Annotated in this window: 15 protein-coding genes; 9 read left to right on the plus strand and 6 right to left on the minus strand. The window is 50.4% G+C overall.

Annotated features, from left to right (window positions below):
- The first annotated feature begins 19 nt into the window (after positions 1-19).
- Genes mcrD through mcrA form a run of 3 tightly spaced genes read left to right on the plus strand, consistent with a single transcriptional unit; the run spans position 20 to position 2,979 of the window.
- Positions 20-505: a methyl-coenzyme M reductase operon protein D gene (gene mcrD, locus FVF72_RS05930; RefSeq protein ID WP_013296304.1), complete on the plus strand. Its 486-nt coding sequence runs from the start codon at positions 20-22 to the stop codon at positions 503-505.
- A 15-nt stretch (positions 506-520) separates the two neighbouring features.
- Positions 521-1,318 carry a coenzyme-B sulfoethylthiotransferase subunit gamma gene (gene mcrG, locus FVF72_RS05935; RefSeq protein WP_013296303.1) on the plus strand — a complete coding sequence of 266 codons (798 nt, stop codon included), beginning with the start codon at positions 521-523 and terminating at the stop codon, positions 1,316-1,318.
- Complete coding sequence (gene mcrA / locus FVF72_RS05940; RefSeq protein ID WP_013296302.1) at positions 1,318-2,979, plus strand: coenzyme-B sulfoethylthiotransferase subunit alpha; 1,662 nt, start codon at positions 1,318-1,320, stop codon at positions 2,977-2,979. The genes mcrG and mcrA overlap by 1 nt, the downstream gene beginning before the upstream one ends.
- Positions 2,980-3,136: 157 nt before the next feature.
- On the opposite strand, the gene FVF72_RS05945 is transcribed toward mcrA, so the two are convergent.
- Positions 3,137-3,319: a CooT family nickel-binding protein gene (locus FVF72_RS05945; protein ID WP_013296301.1), complete on the minus strand. Its 183-nt coding sequence runs from the start codon at positions 3,317-3,319 to the stop codon at positions 3,137-3,139.
- 65 nt (positions 3,320-3,384) lie between these two features.
- The gene (gene pyrC, locus FVF72_RS05950; protein WP_370511822.1) at positions 3,385-4,686 is read right to left on the minus strand and encodes a dihydroorotase; all 1,302 of its coding nucleotides are present in this window, start codon (positions 4,684-4,686) and stop codon (positions 3,385-3,387) included.
- Positions 4,687-4,721: 35 nt separating this feature from the next.
- Here pyrC and FVF72_RS05955 point away from each other — a divergent pair, with 35 nt between their 5' ends.
- The 3 genes from FVF72_RS05955 (at position 4,722) to FVF72_RS05965 (ending at position 7,872) form a co-directional block, all read left to right on the plus strand.
- Positions 4,722-5,819: a nucleotidyltransferase family protein gene (locus FVF72_RS05955; protein WP_147671469.1), complete on the plus strand. Its 1,098-nt coding sequence runs from the start codon at positions 4,722-4,724 to the stop codon at positions 5,817-5,819.
- The gene (locus tag FVF72_RS05960; RefSeq protein ID WP_013296298.1) at positions 5,810-6,541 is read left to right on the plus strand and encodes a peptidylprolyl isomerase; all 732 of its coding nucleotides are present in this window, start codon (positions 5,810-5,812) and stop codon (positions 6,539-6,541) included. Before FVF72_RS05955 ends, FVF72_RS05960 begins: the two co-directional genes overlap by 10 nt.
- A 188-nt stretch (positions 6,542-6,729) precedes the next feature.
- Positions 6,730-7,872 carry a sensor histidine kinase gene (locus FVF72_RS05965; protein ID WP_171770400.1) on the plus strand — a complete coding sequence of 381 codons (1,143 nt, stop codon included), beginning with the start codon at positions 6,730-6,732 and terminating at the stop codon, positions 7,870-7,872.
- Here FVF72_RS05965 and FVF72_RS05970 read toward each other — a convergent pair.
- From FVF72_RS05970 to FVF72_RS05985, 4 genes are read right to left on the minus strand one after another with little or no spacing between them, the layout of a single operon-like run.
- Positions 7,869-8,225, minus strand: a complete 357-nt coding sequence (locus FVF72_RS05970) for a hypothetical protein (RefSeq protein WP_147671471.1) — start codon at positions 8,223-8,225, stop codon at positions 7,869-7,871. The two genes, FVF72_RS05965 and FVF72_RS05970, sit on opposite strands and share 4 nt — an antisense overlap.
- Positions 8,226-8,239: 14 nt before the next feature.
- Positions 8,240-9,781: a serine--tRNA ligase gene (serS, locus tag FVF72_RS05975; protein WP_147671472.1), complete on the minus strand. Its 1,542-nt coding sequence runs from the start codon at positions 9,779-9,781 to the stop codon at positions 8,240-8,242.
- Between the two features lie 31 nt (positions 9,782-9,812).
- Positions 9,813-10,049, minus strand: coding sequence for a KEOPS complex subunit Pcc1 (locus FVF72_RS05980; protein WP_147671473.1), 237 nt, complete (start codon positions 10,047-10,049; stop codon positions 9,813-9,815).
- A 37-nt stretch (positions 10,050-10,086) separates the two neighbouring features.
- Entirely contained in the window at positions 10,087-10,869 is a 783-nt protein-coding gene (locus FVF72_RS05985) for an AAA family ATPase (RefSeq protein WP_147671474.1), read from the minus strand.
- Positions 10,870-11,038: 169 nt separating this feature from the next.
- Here FVF72_RS05985 and rplJ point away from each other — a divergent pair, with 169 nt between their 5' ends.
- The 3 genes from rplJ to mfnA are packed head-to-tail and all read left to right on the plus strand — an operon-like array spanning position 11,039 to position 15,031.
- A complete protein-coding gene (rplJ, locus tag FVF72_RS05990; RefSeq protein WP_013296292.1) occupies positions 11,039-11,521 on the plus strand; it encodes a 50S ribosomal protein L16 in 483 nt (160 codons plus the stop codon).
- Positions 11,522-11,579: 58 nt separating this feature from the next.
- On the plus strand, positions 11,580-13,850 hold the full coding sequence (gene ppsA / locus FVF72_RS05995) for a phosphoenolpyruvate synthase (protein ID WP_147671475.1): 2,271 nt from the start codon (positions 11,580-11,582) through the stop codon (positions 13,848-13,850).
- Between the two features lie 35 nt (positions 13,851-13,885).
- Entirely contained in the window at positions 13,886-15,031 is a 1,146-nt protein-coding gene (gene mfnA, locus FVF72_RS06000) for a tyrosine decarboxylase MfnA (RefSeq protein ID WP_013296290.1), read from the plus strand.
- Positions 15,032-15,060 lie beyond the last annotated feature (29 nt).

The raw sequence follows: 15,060 nt of genomic DNA on the forward strand, positions 1-15,060 counted from the left end.
GCTTAAACGGGGAGTTGAAATGCCAGAAACAGGATTCGTCGATGTGAAGATATTTCCCCAGAGGCTCCTGAAACCGGAAACCGTTGAGAAACTGCTGAACAGCATCTACGCCCTTGAGGGTATAGTCAGGGTACTGGTTCATGGACCGTCGATACCCGACAGGGTTTACTATGGACCTGCAAGGGGCACAGAGGTTAAACACAGTGACCGGAGAAGAATAAGGGTGCGTGGAGAGGAGGTTGAACTCCGCGTTAAGGTCGGAGAGCTCATAGTCGGGATACTCCCGGAGGCCCTGGAGGATAACATGGAGAAAATCGATGAAATCCTGAGGGAAGTGCTCCCCTGTCCCTATAAGCTATTCATAGGTGCCTTCACAAAGAAGGACATCACCATATCCGATTACCTCAAATACGGTCTCAACTTTGAGGACAAAATCGACCCCAGGATAATAGGTATGGCTGATCCAAGTTCAAGGGTGAAGGACACCGTTATTAACATAAAATGATTGTGAGGTTATGATATGTCTTACAAAGCCCAGTACACTCCTGGAGAAACCCAGATAGCTGAAAACAGAAGAAAACACATGGACCCTGATTACGAATTCCGTAAATTAAGGGAAGTATCAGACGAGGACCTGGTCAAGGTCCTGGGACACAGAAACCCCGGTGAAAGTTACAAGTCAGTGCACCCACCACTGGATGAGATGGACTTCGAGGAGGACATCGTAAGGGACATGGTTGAACCCATACAGGGTGCAAAGGAAGGTGTGAGGGTCAGGTACATCCAGTTTGCAGACTCCATGTACAATGCACCTGCCCAGCCCTATGACAGGGCAAGGACCTACATGTGGAGGTACCGTGGTGTTGACACAGGTACGCTCTCAGGAAGGCAGGTCATTGAGATGAGGGAACTTGACCTTGAGGGAGTCTCAAAGGAACTGGTGGAAACCGAGCTCTTTGACCCTGCAACAACCGGTATAAGGGGTGCAACAGTTCACGGACACTCCCTGAGGCTCGATGAAAACGGTCTAATGTTCGACGCCCTCCAGAGGTACGTCTTCGATGAGGAGAAGGGCCATGTGGTCTACGTCAAGGACCAGGTAGGAAGGCCCCTTGACGAGCCAGTGGACATGGGCCAGCCCCTCGGTGAGGATGAACTCAAGAAGATCACCACAATCTACAGGAAGGACAACATCGCTATGAGGGATGATAAAGAGGCAATTGAGGTTGTTGAAAACATACACACCGGCCGTACCCTGGGCGGATTCGGTATGGACGTATTCAAGGATGACCTAAGAAAAAGGCTAGGTGATGATTAATGGATGAAAAGAAACTATTCCTTAAGGCTTTAAAGAAGAAGTTTGAGGGGGAAGACCCTGACGAAAAATATACAAACTTCTACTGCTTCGGCGGATGGGAACAGTCCGCACGTAAAAAAGAATTCACAGAGTACGCCAAGAAGGCAGCAGAGAAGAGGGGCGGAATACCATTCTACAACCCTGACATAGGTGTGCCACTGGGTCAGAGGAAACTCATGGCATACAGGGTTTCAGGAACAGACGCCTACGTTGAAGGTGACGACCTCCACTTCGTGAACAACGCAGCCATCCAGCAGATGGTGGACGACATAAAAAGGACAGTTATAGTGGGTATGGACACCGCACACGCCGTCCTTGAGAAGAGGCTGGGTGTGGAGGTAACCCCTGAGACAATCAACGAGTACATGGAGGCAATCAACCACGCACTCCCAGGCGGTGCCGTGGTCCAGGAGCACATGGTGGAGGTCCACCCGGGACTCGTGGAGGACTGCTACGCCAAGATCTTCACAGGAGACGACAACCTGGCAGATGAACTGGACAAGAGGATACTCATAGACATAAACAAGGAGTTCCCTGAAGAGCAGGCCGAGCAGCTCAAAAGCTACATTGGAAACAGGACATACCAGGTTAACAGGGTCCCAACAATAGTCGTGAGGACCTGTGACGGCGGTACAGTCTCAAGATGGTCTGCAATGCAGATCGGTATGAGTTTCATATCCGCCTACAAACTCTGTGCAGGTGAAGCTGCGATCGCTGACTTCTCATACGCCGCAAAACACGCAGACGTTATCGAGATGGGTACAATAATGCCTGCAAGGAGGGCAAGGGGACCAAACGAGCCAGGTGGAGTTGCCTTCGGAACATTCGCAGACATAGTCCAGACCTCAAGGGTTTCAGATGACCCTGCAAACGTTTCACTTGAGGTCATAGCAGGTGCAGCAGCACTCTACGACCAGGTCTGGCTCGGATCCTACATGTCAGGTGGTGTCGGATTCACCCAGTACGCAACAGCAGCCTACACCGACGACATCCTTGACGACTTCGTCTACTACGGTATGGAGTACGTGGATGACAAGTACGGCATCTGCGGAACTAAACCAACAATGGATGTCGTCAGGGACATCTCAACAGAGGTCACACTCTACAGCCTCGAACAGTACGAGGAATACCCAACCCTCCTGGAGGACCACTTCGGAGGATCACAGAGGGCAGCTGTTGCAGCCGCAGCAGCAGGATGTTCAACAGCCTTTGCAACCGGAAACTCAAACGCAGGTATCAACGGATGGTACCTCAGCCAGATACTCCACAAGGAGGCCCACAGCAGGCTCGGATTCTACGGATACGACCTGCAGGACCAGTGCGGCGCATCCAATTCACTCTCAATCAGGAGCGACGAGGGACTCATACACGAACTCCGTGGACCTAACTATCCGAACTACGCAATGAACGTGGGTCACCAGCCAGAGTACGCTGGTATAGCCCAGGCACCTCACGCTGCAAGGGGAGACGCCTTCTGTACAAACCCACTTATAAAGGTTGCATTTGCAGATAAGGACCTCGCCTTTGACTTCACATCACCAAGGAAGTCAATCGCAGCAGGTGCCCTCAGGGAGTTCATGCCAGAGGGTGAAAGGGACCTCATCATACCAGCTGGAAAATAATTCCAGCATAAAACCTTTTATTTTTAAAAACAGGTTTCAGAAGTTACTGATAGAGAATTCTGTATTTAGAAATTTTTCAAAAACTAATTCCCTGTTCCTGTGGTTTAACTGACCTGGTTGGGTGGATCTATTGAATAATATATATTTAAGAAAAAGGTTATTTTTTCTGCTTTATGTAAATTCTGTGTTTATCGAGGTCCAGCCTTGTGAGTTTTCCTTCAAACTTCTTCGTTGAGTTGAGGACATCGGTTGCTTTAATTCCATCTTCAAGGACCTCGATGAGTATAACATCCTCCATTAGGAGGTCTCCATCCTCAGAGTATAGGTTTGATTCACACATATCATGGCCTCCATTGGTATTGAGTTTGGGAGTATATTGATTTTCCAATATAAATTTTTTCATTATTAATCATGTTCTTTCTGGTTGTGACATGCTATATACCTCCCCCTCCCTTCAAGGACCTCACCATCATCCATAACAACCGCCCCACGGACAATTGTCATCACAGCATCCCCCCTGTACCTGAAACCCTCAAATGGCGTGTAATGGGCCCTGCTGTAGAATTCATCGGCGCGTATCTCTCCCTCCCTCCTAAGGTCAACAACAGTAAAATCAGCATCCATCCCCTCCCTTATGAATCCCTTGGAACCCAGTCCGAAGATCCTCGCAGGCCCCTCAGCCAGCATTCTCCTTATGGTTGAAATGTTCATCCTGCCCTCTGAAACCAGAGTGAGAAGCACTCTTAGCACGACCTCAAGGTTGGGTATACCGGGCGGTGCCTCCCAGACACCTCTCTTCTTTTCAGGAAGTGTATGGGGCGCATGGTCGGTTCCAATTATATCTATATCAGGAAGATCCCCGACGGATAATCCGCTTCCAGCTGACCTCAGTGGGGGATTAGTCTTTGCAAGATTACCGAACCTCCTCAGATACCCTGAGTCCAGGAGAAGGTGATGTGGTGTAACCTCACAGGTCACATACTCCCTGAAGGGTTCAATAAGCCGAAGGGCCCTCCCGGTGCTGAGGTGACATATGTGGACCGGGTGTCTGTAATGATATGCGAGTGCTGTGGCCTCTGCAATCGAGACCTCCTCTGCGAGGGGTGGCCTTGCCATGGAGTAGGCGTAGGGGTCCTCCACACCCCCAATATTTTCACAGTAATGCATTATTATTTCACGGTTTTCACAGTGCAGGGTGATTGGCACCATTGATCCAAGATCCCTGAGTCTCCTGAAAAGAACATCAACCTTATCCAGGGTAAGGGAATCCATGAATACCTTGAATGAGGCCGGATCCAATCTGAGTATTCCCTCAACCTCTGATGGGTCAGAGTAACCCGCATGCAGGCCAAAGTCAACTATGCTCTTACGCTCACCTATCTGTATTTTCCTCTTGAACTCAGATGCTGTGTCGGTGGGTGGAAGTGTATTGGGCATGTCGATAACTGTTGAGAAGCCTCCATGAGCTGCGGCCATTGAACCTGTCCTGAAGTCCTCCTTGTACTCCAGCCCAGGGTCCCTGAAGTGCACATGGGCATCTATGAGCCCAGGGAGCACATGATAACCCCGAAGGTCAATCCTCTCAGATGCATCAATTCTCCCACGGGTTATCTTCACTATCTTACCATCATCAACACCTATATTGAAGGTTCCCCTCTCGGTTCTGCAGTTCTCAATGAAGAGGTCAACTGGCATGCTATCATCCACTTAAATTATTTACCCCCGGCTTTATATTAATTAACATGCCTTCAGAGAAATTTCTAGGGAGTGTAATTGAGAGGGACCTTGAACTCATCAGGGCGGATGCTATTAATAAACCGGAATACGGTGACCATGCATCTGAACCCGGCATCATGGCAGACTTCACAGAGTACTCACCCTTTCACAGGGGCCACAGGCACTGCATGCTGGAGGCCAGGAAGCTCAGACCAGACGCCCTCTTTGTGGCTATCATACCGGGGCCCCTTGAGAGGAGTGGAAGGGGCGTACCCTACATAATGACCCGCCAGGCAAGGGCAGAGATAGCCATCAGGGCGGGGGCTGATATAGTGGTGGAGGGCCCCCCAATGGGTGTTATGGGTTCAGGTCAGTACTCCCTCTGCCTTGCGAGGATGTTCAGGGCCCTCGATACTGACTGGATACCCCGCGGCTACAGGCCGGTTGATGGATTTGATGAGGTCCTTGAAAGGATCAGAAGGGGCCACAGGGTTGTGCCAAGGCCCTACAGGATAGTGGACCTTGACACCTCTGAGACCGTACTTGAGGGTAAACTTGAGGAGGACAACTATGTCATAGCATCCCTTGCGGGGGCCCTCGGGAGGATTGGATTCAACTTCAGAAACAGGTTCATGTTCATAAGGAGACTTGAGGGTGTGAGCGGAACCAGAATACGGGATGCAGTATCCAGGGGCGAAATTGGTGAAGTCACACATATGCTTCCCCCTGAGACGGTTGAGGTCCTTGAAAGGGAAATCTCGGAGGGAAGGGCACCCCTGCATGATCTGAGGCTCTCGACAGGGATACTCAGAAACGCAAACAGCCTTGAAATTGATGAACTTAAGGTTCTCAACCTCTTGGATGATTTAACAGCATCTGCAATCGTAAGGAAAAGACCATACCGTTCACTTGCTGAGGTCGAGGAGGCCATACCCCCATCATTCAGCAGACACCACAGGCAGCGCATAATCTCGGTTCTTGAGGCAAAGGTTCATAAGGGACTGGTCCATAAATATATAGAAAATTATCCATCTGTAATTCGAATTCTTGCATTTAAGGATAAAGAGATCCTTGAAGAATTTAAGGATAGAATACCACACAGGAGGCTAGAGATATGGCAGTGAATAAAGGAGACTTTATAAAAATTGAATTCACAGGCAAGGTCAAGGAGACCGGTGAGGTCTTTGACACAACAGACGAGGAAGTGGCTAAGGAGGCCGGACTTCAGATAAAGAAGACCTTTGGCCCCATACCAGTCGTTGTTGGAGGTGGACACCTCATAAAGGGTCTTGACGAGGCCGTTATTGGAATGGAGGAAGGCGAGGAAAAACACGTTGAGATTGAACCGGAGGACGCATTCGGTAACAGGGACCCTAAACTTGTCCAGCTCATACCCATGGGCGAATTCAAGAGGCAGGGAATAAAGCCCTACCCGGGGATGCCACTGACCGTTGAGGGACATGAGGGCAGGGTCCTTAACGTCTCAGGTGGACGCGTGAGGGTGGACTTCAACCATGAACTTGCAGGCAAAACCCTCGAATACGATCTGAAGGTTAAGGAGATAATCAAAGATGATGTTGAAAAGGTAAAGAGCATGATCCAGCTCCACTACCCCTCCCAGAACATGGACATCGACAAGACAGAGGTTGAAATAGATGATGGACGTGTGAGGATCTGCATGGATGAGATGACCCGATTTGATAACAGGCCCTACATGGATGTTACCCTCACAAGGTTCAGGATAGCTAAGGACATCTGGGAGAACATTGAGGGTGTCAGTAAGGTTGAATTTTCTGATGTATTTGAGAAGAGGGAGGAAGAGACTGCGGAGGATTCAGAGGAATAACCTCCTCAGAATCCACCATGGTTGTTTCCCTTAACTATCCTTTCAGGGCACCTGGGATTCTGGATTTGACTGGGTTGCTTCTTCTATTCCCGACTGGATTGCTTCTTCTACCCCATTTCACTGATGTTCCGGTATCAGAACTCACCTTTTCCCAAAAATTATTAGGACCCCTGAAGATAACAGTATATATGGATCCCGAGAGAGATGCGCTCAGGATAGCACTCTATTATGCAATCTTCAGCCTTCTATGGATACTCTCATCAGACCACATCCTCTATCTCATAGCAAAGCCCCCTCTGCTTGTCCAGCTCTCAATCATCAAGGGATCCCTCTTCATACTACTGACATCACTTTTTCTTTTTGCGGTTCTGCGCCTCTACCTGCGATCACTGAGTGATAAGGAGAAGTCACTGAGGATCAGTGAAAGGAAGTTCAGGTCACTGTTCATGGAACTCCCGGTTGGGGTGGTCCTCATGGATGCCGATGGGAAGATACTGGAGTCGAATCCCACCATCCTGGAGATTTTCAGGCAACCGGCAGACAACAGATTTATAGGTGAACTCCACAAGGACCTTGCAGCTTTCAGAAAAAGTCAGGAGTTCATGATAAGGCAGGGGGGTGGATGGATACGGGTACTCATAAGAAGGATTGATGGGTATTTCCTGGGAATCTTTGAGGATATCACCGATATAAAGAGGTCAGAGGAGACAGCAAGAAGGTCCCTCGAGGCCAACAGGACACTCCTATCAGAACTCCACCACCGTGTCAAGAATAACCTTCAGATCATCTCAAGCCTCATAAACCTCCAGGCACGGGGAATGGATCAGGATTTCTGTGAACTCATGAGGGCTCTGCAGCTTCGGATAAGGGCGATGGCCCTGGTCCATGAGCTCCTTCTCTCCAATCCAGAGGCCAGCACAGTAGACTTTGCATCCTACACAGAAAGGCTCCTATCCTACCTGCGCGACATGCACAGTTCCGGTGTCCAGATTGAGGTGGACATTGTTGATGTGAAATTCGACATTGAAACGGCAGTCCCGCTGGGACTCATTCTAAATGAACTTGTATCAAACAGCCTGAGGCATGCATTCGATGATGGCGGAACCATCAGGGTATCCCTCGAGGATACCGGTAATGCCTTCCTTCTCAGGGTCAGTGATAATGGGAGGGGCCTTCCAGAGGGCTTCAGCCTTAAGGAAAACGCGGGTCTTGGTCTGGATCTTGTTGGGGGCCTTGTGAGGCAGCTTGACGGTACACTCACCTTTGAGTCGGCCGGGGGCACATCATTCATGATAGAGTTCAGGGAGCCCAGATACCCCAGGAGGGTTTAGGTGGATATCCTTGTCCCCAGGAATCTGATTATCCTCTCAGGGTCATTCATGAGTATCCTGAGCACGTTTTCAGGGCTGCCATAGTATGGTGCAAGGTACACACTGTAAATCAGGTATGATAGAACAGAGAGGATAGCCAGGATTATGAGGATGGCAATGAGTATCTTAACCCCGAGACCCATCCCCTTCCTTTTCTCTTCACCGACCTCAACCCGCTCCCTGAACAGTTTATCGGCACACCTCTCACAGTAATTCTTCCCTCCAAGCTTCAGACGGCACTCCTCGCAGAGTATCCTCCCGCATATTATGCATGACGCCACACCTTCACGTTCAGGGTGCCTGTCACAGTTCAAATGACCACCTCAGATCAGTCCCTGCCGGGCCAGGTAACTATACGGGGGGCCTCAACACCCTCAACCCGCTCCCTTATGAACTCTGGCCATTTCTCAGTATCAAAGCCCTTCTGGGCCAGGAAACCGTATATCCACCTTGAAAGACCTATACCCGTGCATCCAGTCCATATGTTCATGTTACGGGCCTCCCTGATTGAGAATCCTTCAATGAAATGTGTCCCGTGGACATTGGCAGATACAACTGCCACACCCTTCTCCTGCCCTGGCAGTGAGAGCCTCATCTCATATTTGGGGACATCAGGAAACTCTATTCCCCTCTCCTCAACCCTTCTGCCCTCAAGGTAGAATGGGTCATCTCCCACCTCAGTGTACCATTCAAGTTCCAGTTCATCGGCGGCGTCATATGAGAGTTCAACGGTGCGGTCACGTATCTCCTCGGTATCCCGTGGTGATGCCAGCCACACAAGTTCTATCCTCTGGAACTCATGGACCCTGTCGAGGCCCTTGGCTCCCCCTGCCTCCCACCTGTAGGTCCAGCCGCTCCTGTCAAAGAACTTTATGGGGAGGTCATCCAGATTCACCACCTCATGTGAGAGGAACTGGTAGAATGGCTCGCACTGGGCCGGTGCAATAACGTAACCGGGATCCTTCAGACCCCTCTTGAGGAGGTCCATTGGCACCTCCCTGTTTATGATGAGTTCATTCTTGAATTCCTCAAAGGTTTCAGGGTCCCTGCTTGGGGCGCTGCAGTAGTACATCCCCTCAGGCAGGCCCTCAAGGTACCTCATCCTGTTCATAACATCCAGGGGTATGAGCTTCGGGAAGAGGCACTCAACGAATCCCAGGGGCTTCACTATCCTTTCAATGAGGAACTCCTCCAGGGCACGGTGTAGGGCGGTTATCTTGGGCCCGTAGAACCACTGTCCACGCCCTGGAAACTTCTTAACCCACCCCAGCCTCATGGCCTCCTCTGTGGGGTCTCCATCAAAGAAGAAATCCCTTTTTTCGCTTCTTGCAACTATCTCCCCGGGGGTTGCCCTTGTGACCCTGGTTGTGAGGTCCTGTGAGGATTCAACGAGGCTGAGGGCGTGCTTCACAACCCTATCCACAACGTGTTTCCTGAGCTCTGACTCATCAAGGGGCTGGAACCTCACCCTTATGGTGCCCTCTGAGATATCTGCGTCCTCCACAAATGGCAGCTCCCTGAGGCCAGGGATTTCTGATACCCCAGGGGCGTCCATTTCAAGGGTGTAGTCCTCCACCTTCACACCCCTCACACCGACCCTGTAACGGGGCCCTAGGAGCTGTCCCAGGGGCTTTTTGAGTCTCAGAAGACCATCATGGGCCCTGACACGTCTTCCTGATTCCATCTCAATTTTCAGTGTGTCTCCACTGAGCTCCCATGATTTTACATGTGAAGCCTCATCCTCCTGACCCTCAGGGACTCCCCTCCTGAGAAGGTCTTTTTCCGCATCTTTCAGAAACTCTTCAATGTCCTTCTCTGCCTCTGGAACCTCTTTGCTGAGTTTTATTATTCCCTTAAGTTTGAACTTCATCCAATCACCACATGCTTCTGATTCAACCGGTTCATTCATGCTCTGATTTAAAGCCCATCATTTTTTCGACTATCATCTCGGAGAATATGAGATCATCTGCCGTGTTCAGGGCTGTTCCGATGGAATCTGATTCCATGGTGAATCTTACCTTTGATCCTTCAATTTCAGATTCAACGTATGATCTGTTTTCGGGTTCAAGTGCCTTCATAACTATCCTGGCTTCCTCCCCTGATTCGTATTCCGCTTCTATGGTTACTGATATCCTCATTCCAGTCCTCCATACTGACGCTATACTCTCATTCCACTTAGCTCTCCATTGAGGCTATCCTCTCGGAGATTTCTCTTATGGCCCTGAAGGCAGCCGATTCTGGATGCATTGCAAGGGGCTCGCCCCTCATGTCAGCCACCACAACGGTTTTATCCGAGGGTACACAGCCAAGGACGTCAATTCCAGCCGCCTCCAGCCTTTCACGCATGAATTCCTCATCCTCCTTTCCCGAGACCTTGTTGATTATGGCCATTATTCTCTTAACCCCGATATCGGCTGCGAGTTTCTTTATCCGGGATGCTGTTTCAAGTGATTTGAGGCCGGGTTCAACAACCACCACCATAAGATCAACGGACTCTGCGGTCCTCCTTCCAAGGTGCTCTATTCCGGCCTCCATGTCAAGGATCACCATCTCATCCTTTCTGAGTATCAGGTGACGGAGCAGGGCCTTGAGGAGCACTGATGCAGGGCAGACACACCCATCGCCACCATGCTCCACTGTACCCATCACCATCACCCGGAGGCTGGGTCGCCGGGGGTGCTGGATGGAGAGTGAATCTGGAAGGTCACTTATCCTTGGGTTGAGCTTGAAAACCTCACCAAAGGATGAACCTGGCTCTGCTCCAGTCCGCTCCCTTATAATGTCCCTCATCCGGGATATGGGTGTTATCTCCTCACTTATACCTATGCTGGATGCAAGGTTCATGTCGGGGTCGGCGTCAATGGCAAAGACCCTGAATTTCCCAGAGAATATGCAGGCAAGGGTGCCGGCTATGGTTGTCTTGCCCACCCCACCCTTACCGGTTATGGCTATCTTCATGATGACACCATGGAAACTTTTAAAAACCATCCCTGCTAATTATATGTATCCTTATATTTTTCAGGTTGGATTTATTAACTGTTTGGCTTTCAAGACAATATTTATTAATGGTTACCGAGATACTCATTTCATAGTTATTCTCATGGACATGATTACAGGAGGATTATTCATGGTTCGTGCATACACGAGAAGAGAGTACATCAAGAAGATTCCAGGTTCAAAGATAGTTCAATATGATATGGGTAACCTCTCAGCTGAATTCCCGATTTCACTGAGCGTTGCTGTTAAGGCACCAACCCAGATAACCCACAATGCCCTGGAGGCAGCCAGGATAGCCTCAAACCGTTACATGCAGAGGAAGGCCGGTAGGATGGGTTACCACCTCAAGATAAGGGTCTACCCCCATCACATAGTCCGTGAAAACCCCATGGCGACAGGGGCAGGGGCTGACCGTGTCCAGGACGGTATGAGGAAGGCATTCGGGAAACCGGTGAGCACTGTGGCCCTTGTTAAGAAAAACCAGAAGATAATCACAATCGAGACAAACAAGAAGAACTTCAAGGATGCCAAGGAAGCCCTAAGAAGGGCTGCAATGAAGTTCCCTGTTCCATGCAGGATTGTGATTGACAGGGGCGAGGAACTCGTAAAATAAAATTCTAATTTTTTTTCACATTCACATTTTTAAGACACCAACTAGTTCAGGGGATAAAATGGTTAAGTATGTGGCGTTTTTTGAGGAACTCGGTAAGGATGATGTGGGAATCGCCGGCGGAAAGGGTGCAAACCTGGGTGAACTTACACAGGCGGGCATACCGGTTCCCCCGGGGTTCGTGGTGACAGCGGCAACCTATGACAAGTTCATGACAGACACGGGACTACAGCCCATTGTAATGGACATGCTTGAAAGCCTTGACGTCAATGATACAAAGGAACTGCAGAGGGTATCCGCTGAGATAAAGGATATAATAACATCCACAGAGATACCCGAGGATATACAGACACTCATTATAGAATCATACAATGCACTCTGCCAGAGAATAGGAAAGGATGATGTGTACGTTGCCATACGTTCCTCAGCCACAGCAGAGGACCTCCCCGAGGCATCATTCGCTGGTCAGCAGGACACCTTCCTCAACATAAGGGGCGCCGAGGATGTCATGGATTATGTCAGGAAGTGCTGGGCATCCCTGTTCGAGGCAAGGGCCATCTTTTACAGGGAGGAGAACAACTTCGACCATTCCAGGGTTTACATAGCGGTTGTTGTCCAGGAGATGGTTGACGCTGAAAAGGCAGGGGTCATGTTCACCGTCCACCCATCAACAGGGGAGGATAAGATCCTCATTGAGGGGTCATGGGGTCTCGGTGAGGCTGTTGTTTCAGGTTCAGTGACCCCCGATACCTACTGGGTTGATAAGAACACAGGTAAACTCCTTGAGTTCACTGTTGGTGAGAAGAACGTGATGTTCACAAGGGAGGATGGAAGGACAGTGAAAAAGGAGGTCCCCCCTGAACTTCGAAACAGGAGGGTCCTCTCTGATGAGGAGATAGCTGCCCTTTCAGAGATGGGCAGAAGGATACAGGATCACTATGGCTCACCACAGGATACCGAATGGGCCATAATGGATGGGGAGGTTTACATGTTACAGTCAAGGCCCATAACAACCCTCGGGGAAGCCGTGGAGGAAGGAGAGGTCAAATCAAGGGATGTGATACTCAGGGGTCTCGGGGCAAGCCCTGGCCTTGCATCAGGCAAGGTCAAGATAATAAGGGAGATCCATGAACTGGACAAGATACAGGCTGGCGACATCCTGGTCACGGTCATGACAACCCCTGACATGGTGCCTGCAATGAAGAGGGCCAGCGGTATAATAACAGATGAGGGTGGTGTCACCTGTCATGCTGCGATAGTATCAAGGGAACTTGGAATACCCTGTGTTGTTGGTACAGGCAATGCAACCGGGGTTCTCAGTGAGAACCAGGTTGTCAGCATCGATGGTAATAAGGGACTCGTCTACGAGGGCCGCGTTGTGGAGGAGGAGAAGAAGGAGTCTGCCCCGGAATCCGTGACCGTGGAATCACCCATACTCACGGTTACAGAGGTCAAGGTTAATGTGAGCATGCCCGAGGCTGCAAGGAAGGCCGCAGCAACAGGTGCAGATGGTGTTGGACTTCTGAGGACCGAACACATGATGCTCACAACCGGCGTCCACCCAAGGAAGTTCATAGAGGACGGACGTGAGGATGAACTTGTCAGGATCCTCGCAGAGAACATCCTCAAGGTTGCAGATGAATTCTACCCACGCCCCGTATGGTACAGGACCCTTGACGCCCCCACAGATGAATTCAAAACCCTTGAGGGTGGTGAGAATGAACCCTACGAACACAACCCAATGCTGGGCTGGAGGGGTATACGCAGGGAGCTGGATGAGCCGGAGATCCTCAGGGCAGAGTTCAGGGCCATAAAGAAACTCCATGAGCAGGGCTACACCAACATAGGCATAATGATACCCCTCGTACAGCACCCTGATGAACTCAGGAAGGCCAAGAGGATAGCAGAGGAGGCGGGTCTCAGGCCCCACAGGGACGTTGAATTCGGTATCATGGTGGAGACACCTGCAGCCGCACTTATAATCGAGGACTTCATTGCAGAGGGTGTGGACTTTGTGAGCTTCGGTACAAATGACCTCACCCAGTACACCCTTGCAATAGACAGGAACAACGAGCATGTGGCAGACCTCTACACGGAGGGTCACCCTGCGGTCCTCAAACTCATTGAGAGGGTTATAAAGAAATGCAATGAGGCCGGGGTTAAAACCAGCATCTGTGGCCAGGCAGGAAGCATCCCGCGGATAGTTGAGAAACTGGTGGAGCTCGGGATAAGCAGTGTATCCGCCAACACAGATGCGGTTGCCGAGGTTAGGAAGACGGTTGCAAGGGCAGAACAGAGACTACTCCTTAAGGCGGCAAGAAAACTTCTCTAAAACCTTTTTTTCACATAATTTTGCTGGGCGTAAAAATGGATGAAAAGGGCCTCCCTGAGGAAAGGGTCCTCGAAATTCTTGAGGAATTCAGGTCAAGGGACATGACCTACACCTCAGGCAGAATACTTGGATCCATGTGCACATCATCACACCCCCTTGCACGAAGGGTTTACTGTGACTTCCTGGAGTCCAACCTTGGCGACCCCGGGCTCTTCAGGGGAACCAGGGAGCTGGAATCCTGTGTTATAGGGATGCTGGGGGAGCTCCTGTCAGAACCCGCTGCAGCTGGCCACATAATAACAGGGGGCACCGAGGCCAACCTCATGGCCATGAGGGCTGCCAGGAACATGGCGGGAGCGGATAAACCCGAGGTAATCGTCCCTAAATCCGCCCATTTCTCCTTCAGAAAGGCATCGGATATAATGGGTCTTGAACTCAGGGAGGCGGAGCTGGACAGGGACTACCGTGTTGATGTGGGGTCTGTCAGGGAGATGATATCAGATAACACCGTGGCCATCGTTGGGGTTGCAGGGACCACTGAACTCGGGAGGATAGACCCCATAGCGGAGCTCTCAGATATCTGCATTGAGGAGGGCGTCCATCTCCATGTGGACGCTGCATTCGGGGGATTCATAATACCCTTCTTAAGGGATGCAGGTTTCAAACTCCCTGAATTTGACTTTAAACTACCGGGTGTCTCATCCATCACCATAGACCCCCATAAGATGGGCCTTGCCCCGATACCAAGTGGCTGCATACTCTTCAGGGACGAAACCTACCTCGATGCCATGAGCATAGAGACCCCCTACCTCACAGAGAAGCAGCAGTCAACGATAGTCGGCACAAGGACGGGGGCCTCTGCAGCTGCAACATGGGCGGTCCTCAGGCACATGGGACGCAGCGGTTACCGTGAACTCGCTCTGAGGGTGATGGCTGTGACCTCCAGGTTGAATGAGGGCCTTAAGGATCTGGGCTATGAACCGGTAATTGAACCGGAACTCAACATAGTCGCATTCAATCACCCATCCATGAGTCCAGAGAAACTTGCCTCCAGACTTGAGGAGATGGGATGGGCTGTCTCTGTATCAGCATGCCCACCAGCCATAAGGGTTGTTGTCATGCCCCACATCAAGGTGGAACACATTGAACTCTTCCTTGATGATCTCAAAACCCTTATTTAGGAATTTAAAACCAGATCTTGAAGATCTGA

The organism is Methanothermobacter sp. KEPCO-1 (assembly GCF_008033705.1).
GTDB classification, from domain to species: Archaea; Methanobacteriota; Methanobacteria; order Methanobacteriales; family Methanothermobacteraceae; genus Methanothermobacter; species Methanothermobacter marburgensis.

Bases quoted from the DNA above. Each gene is read 5' to 3' on its own strand.
- mcrD (WP_013296304.1), top strand. From the start codon at position 20: ATGCCAGAAACAGGATTCGTCGATGTGAAGATATTTCCCCAGAGGCTC.
- mcrG (WP_013296303.1), top strand. From the start codon at position 521: ATGTCTTACAAAGCCCAGTACACTCCTGGAGAAACCCAGATAGCTGAA.
- mcrA (WP_013296302.1), top strand. From the start codon at position 1,318: ATGGATGAAAAGAAACTATTCCTTAAGGCTTTAAAGAAGAAGTTTGAG.
- FVF72_RS05945 (WP_013296301.1), bottom strand. From the start codon at position 3,319: ATGTGTGAATCAAACCTATACTCTGAGGATGGAGACCTCCTAATGGAG.
- FVF72_RS05955 (WP_147671469.1), top strand. From the start codon at position 4,722: ATGCCTTCAGAGAAATTTCTAGGGAGTGTAATTGAGAGGGACCTTGAA.
- FVF72_RS05960 (WP_013296298.1), top strand. From the start codon at position 5,810: ATGGCAGTGAATAAAGGAGACTTTATAAAAATTGAATTCACAGGCAAG.
- FVF72_RS05965 (WP_171770400.1), top strand. From the start codon at position 6,730: ATGGATCCCGAGAGAGATGCGCTCAGGATAGCACTCTATTATGCAATC.
- serS (WP_147671472.1), bottom strand. From the start codon at position 9,781: ATGAAGTTCAAACTTAAGGGAATAATAAAACTCAGCAAAGAGGTTCCA.
- FVF72_RS05980 (WP_147671473.1), bottom strand. From the start codon at position 10,049: ATGAGGATATCAGTAACCATAGAAGCGGAATACGAATCAGGGGAGGAA.
- FVF72_RS05985 (WP_147671474.1), bottom strand. From the start codon at position 10,869: ATGAAGATAGCCATAACCGGTAAGGGTGGGGTGGGCAAGACAACCATA.
- rplJ (WP_013296292.1), top strand. From the start codon at position 11,039: ATGGTTCGTGCATACACGAGAAGAGAGTACATCAAGAAGATTCCAGGT.
- ppsA (WP_147671475.1), top strand. From the start codon at position 11,580: ATGGTTAAGTATGTGGCGTTTTTTGAGGAACTCGGTAAGGATGATGTG.
- mfnA (WP_013296290.1), top strand. From the start codon at position 13,886: ATGGATGAAAAGGGCCTCCCTGAGGAAAGGGTCCTCGAAATTCTTGAG.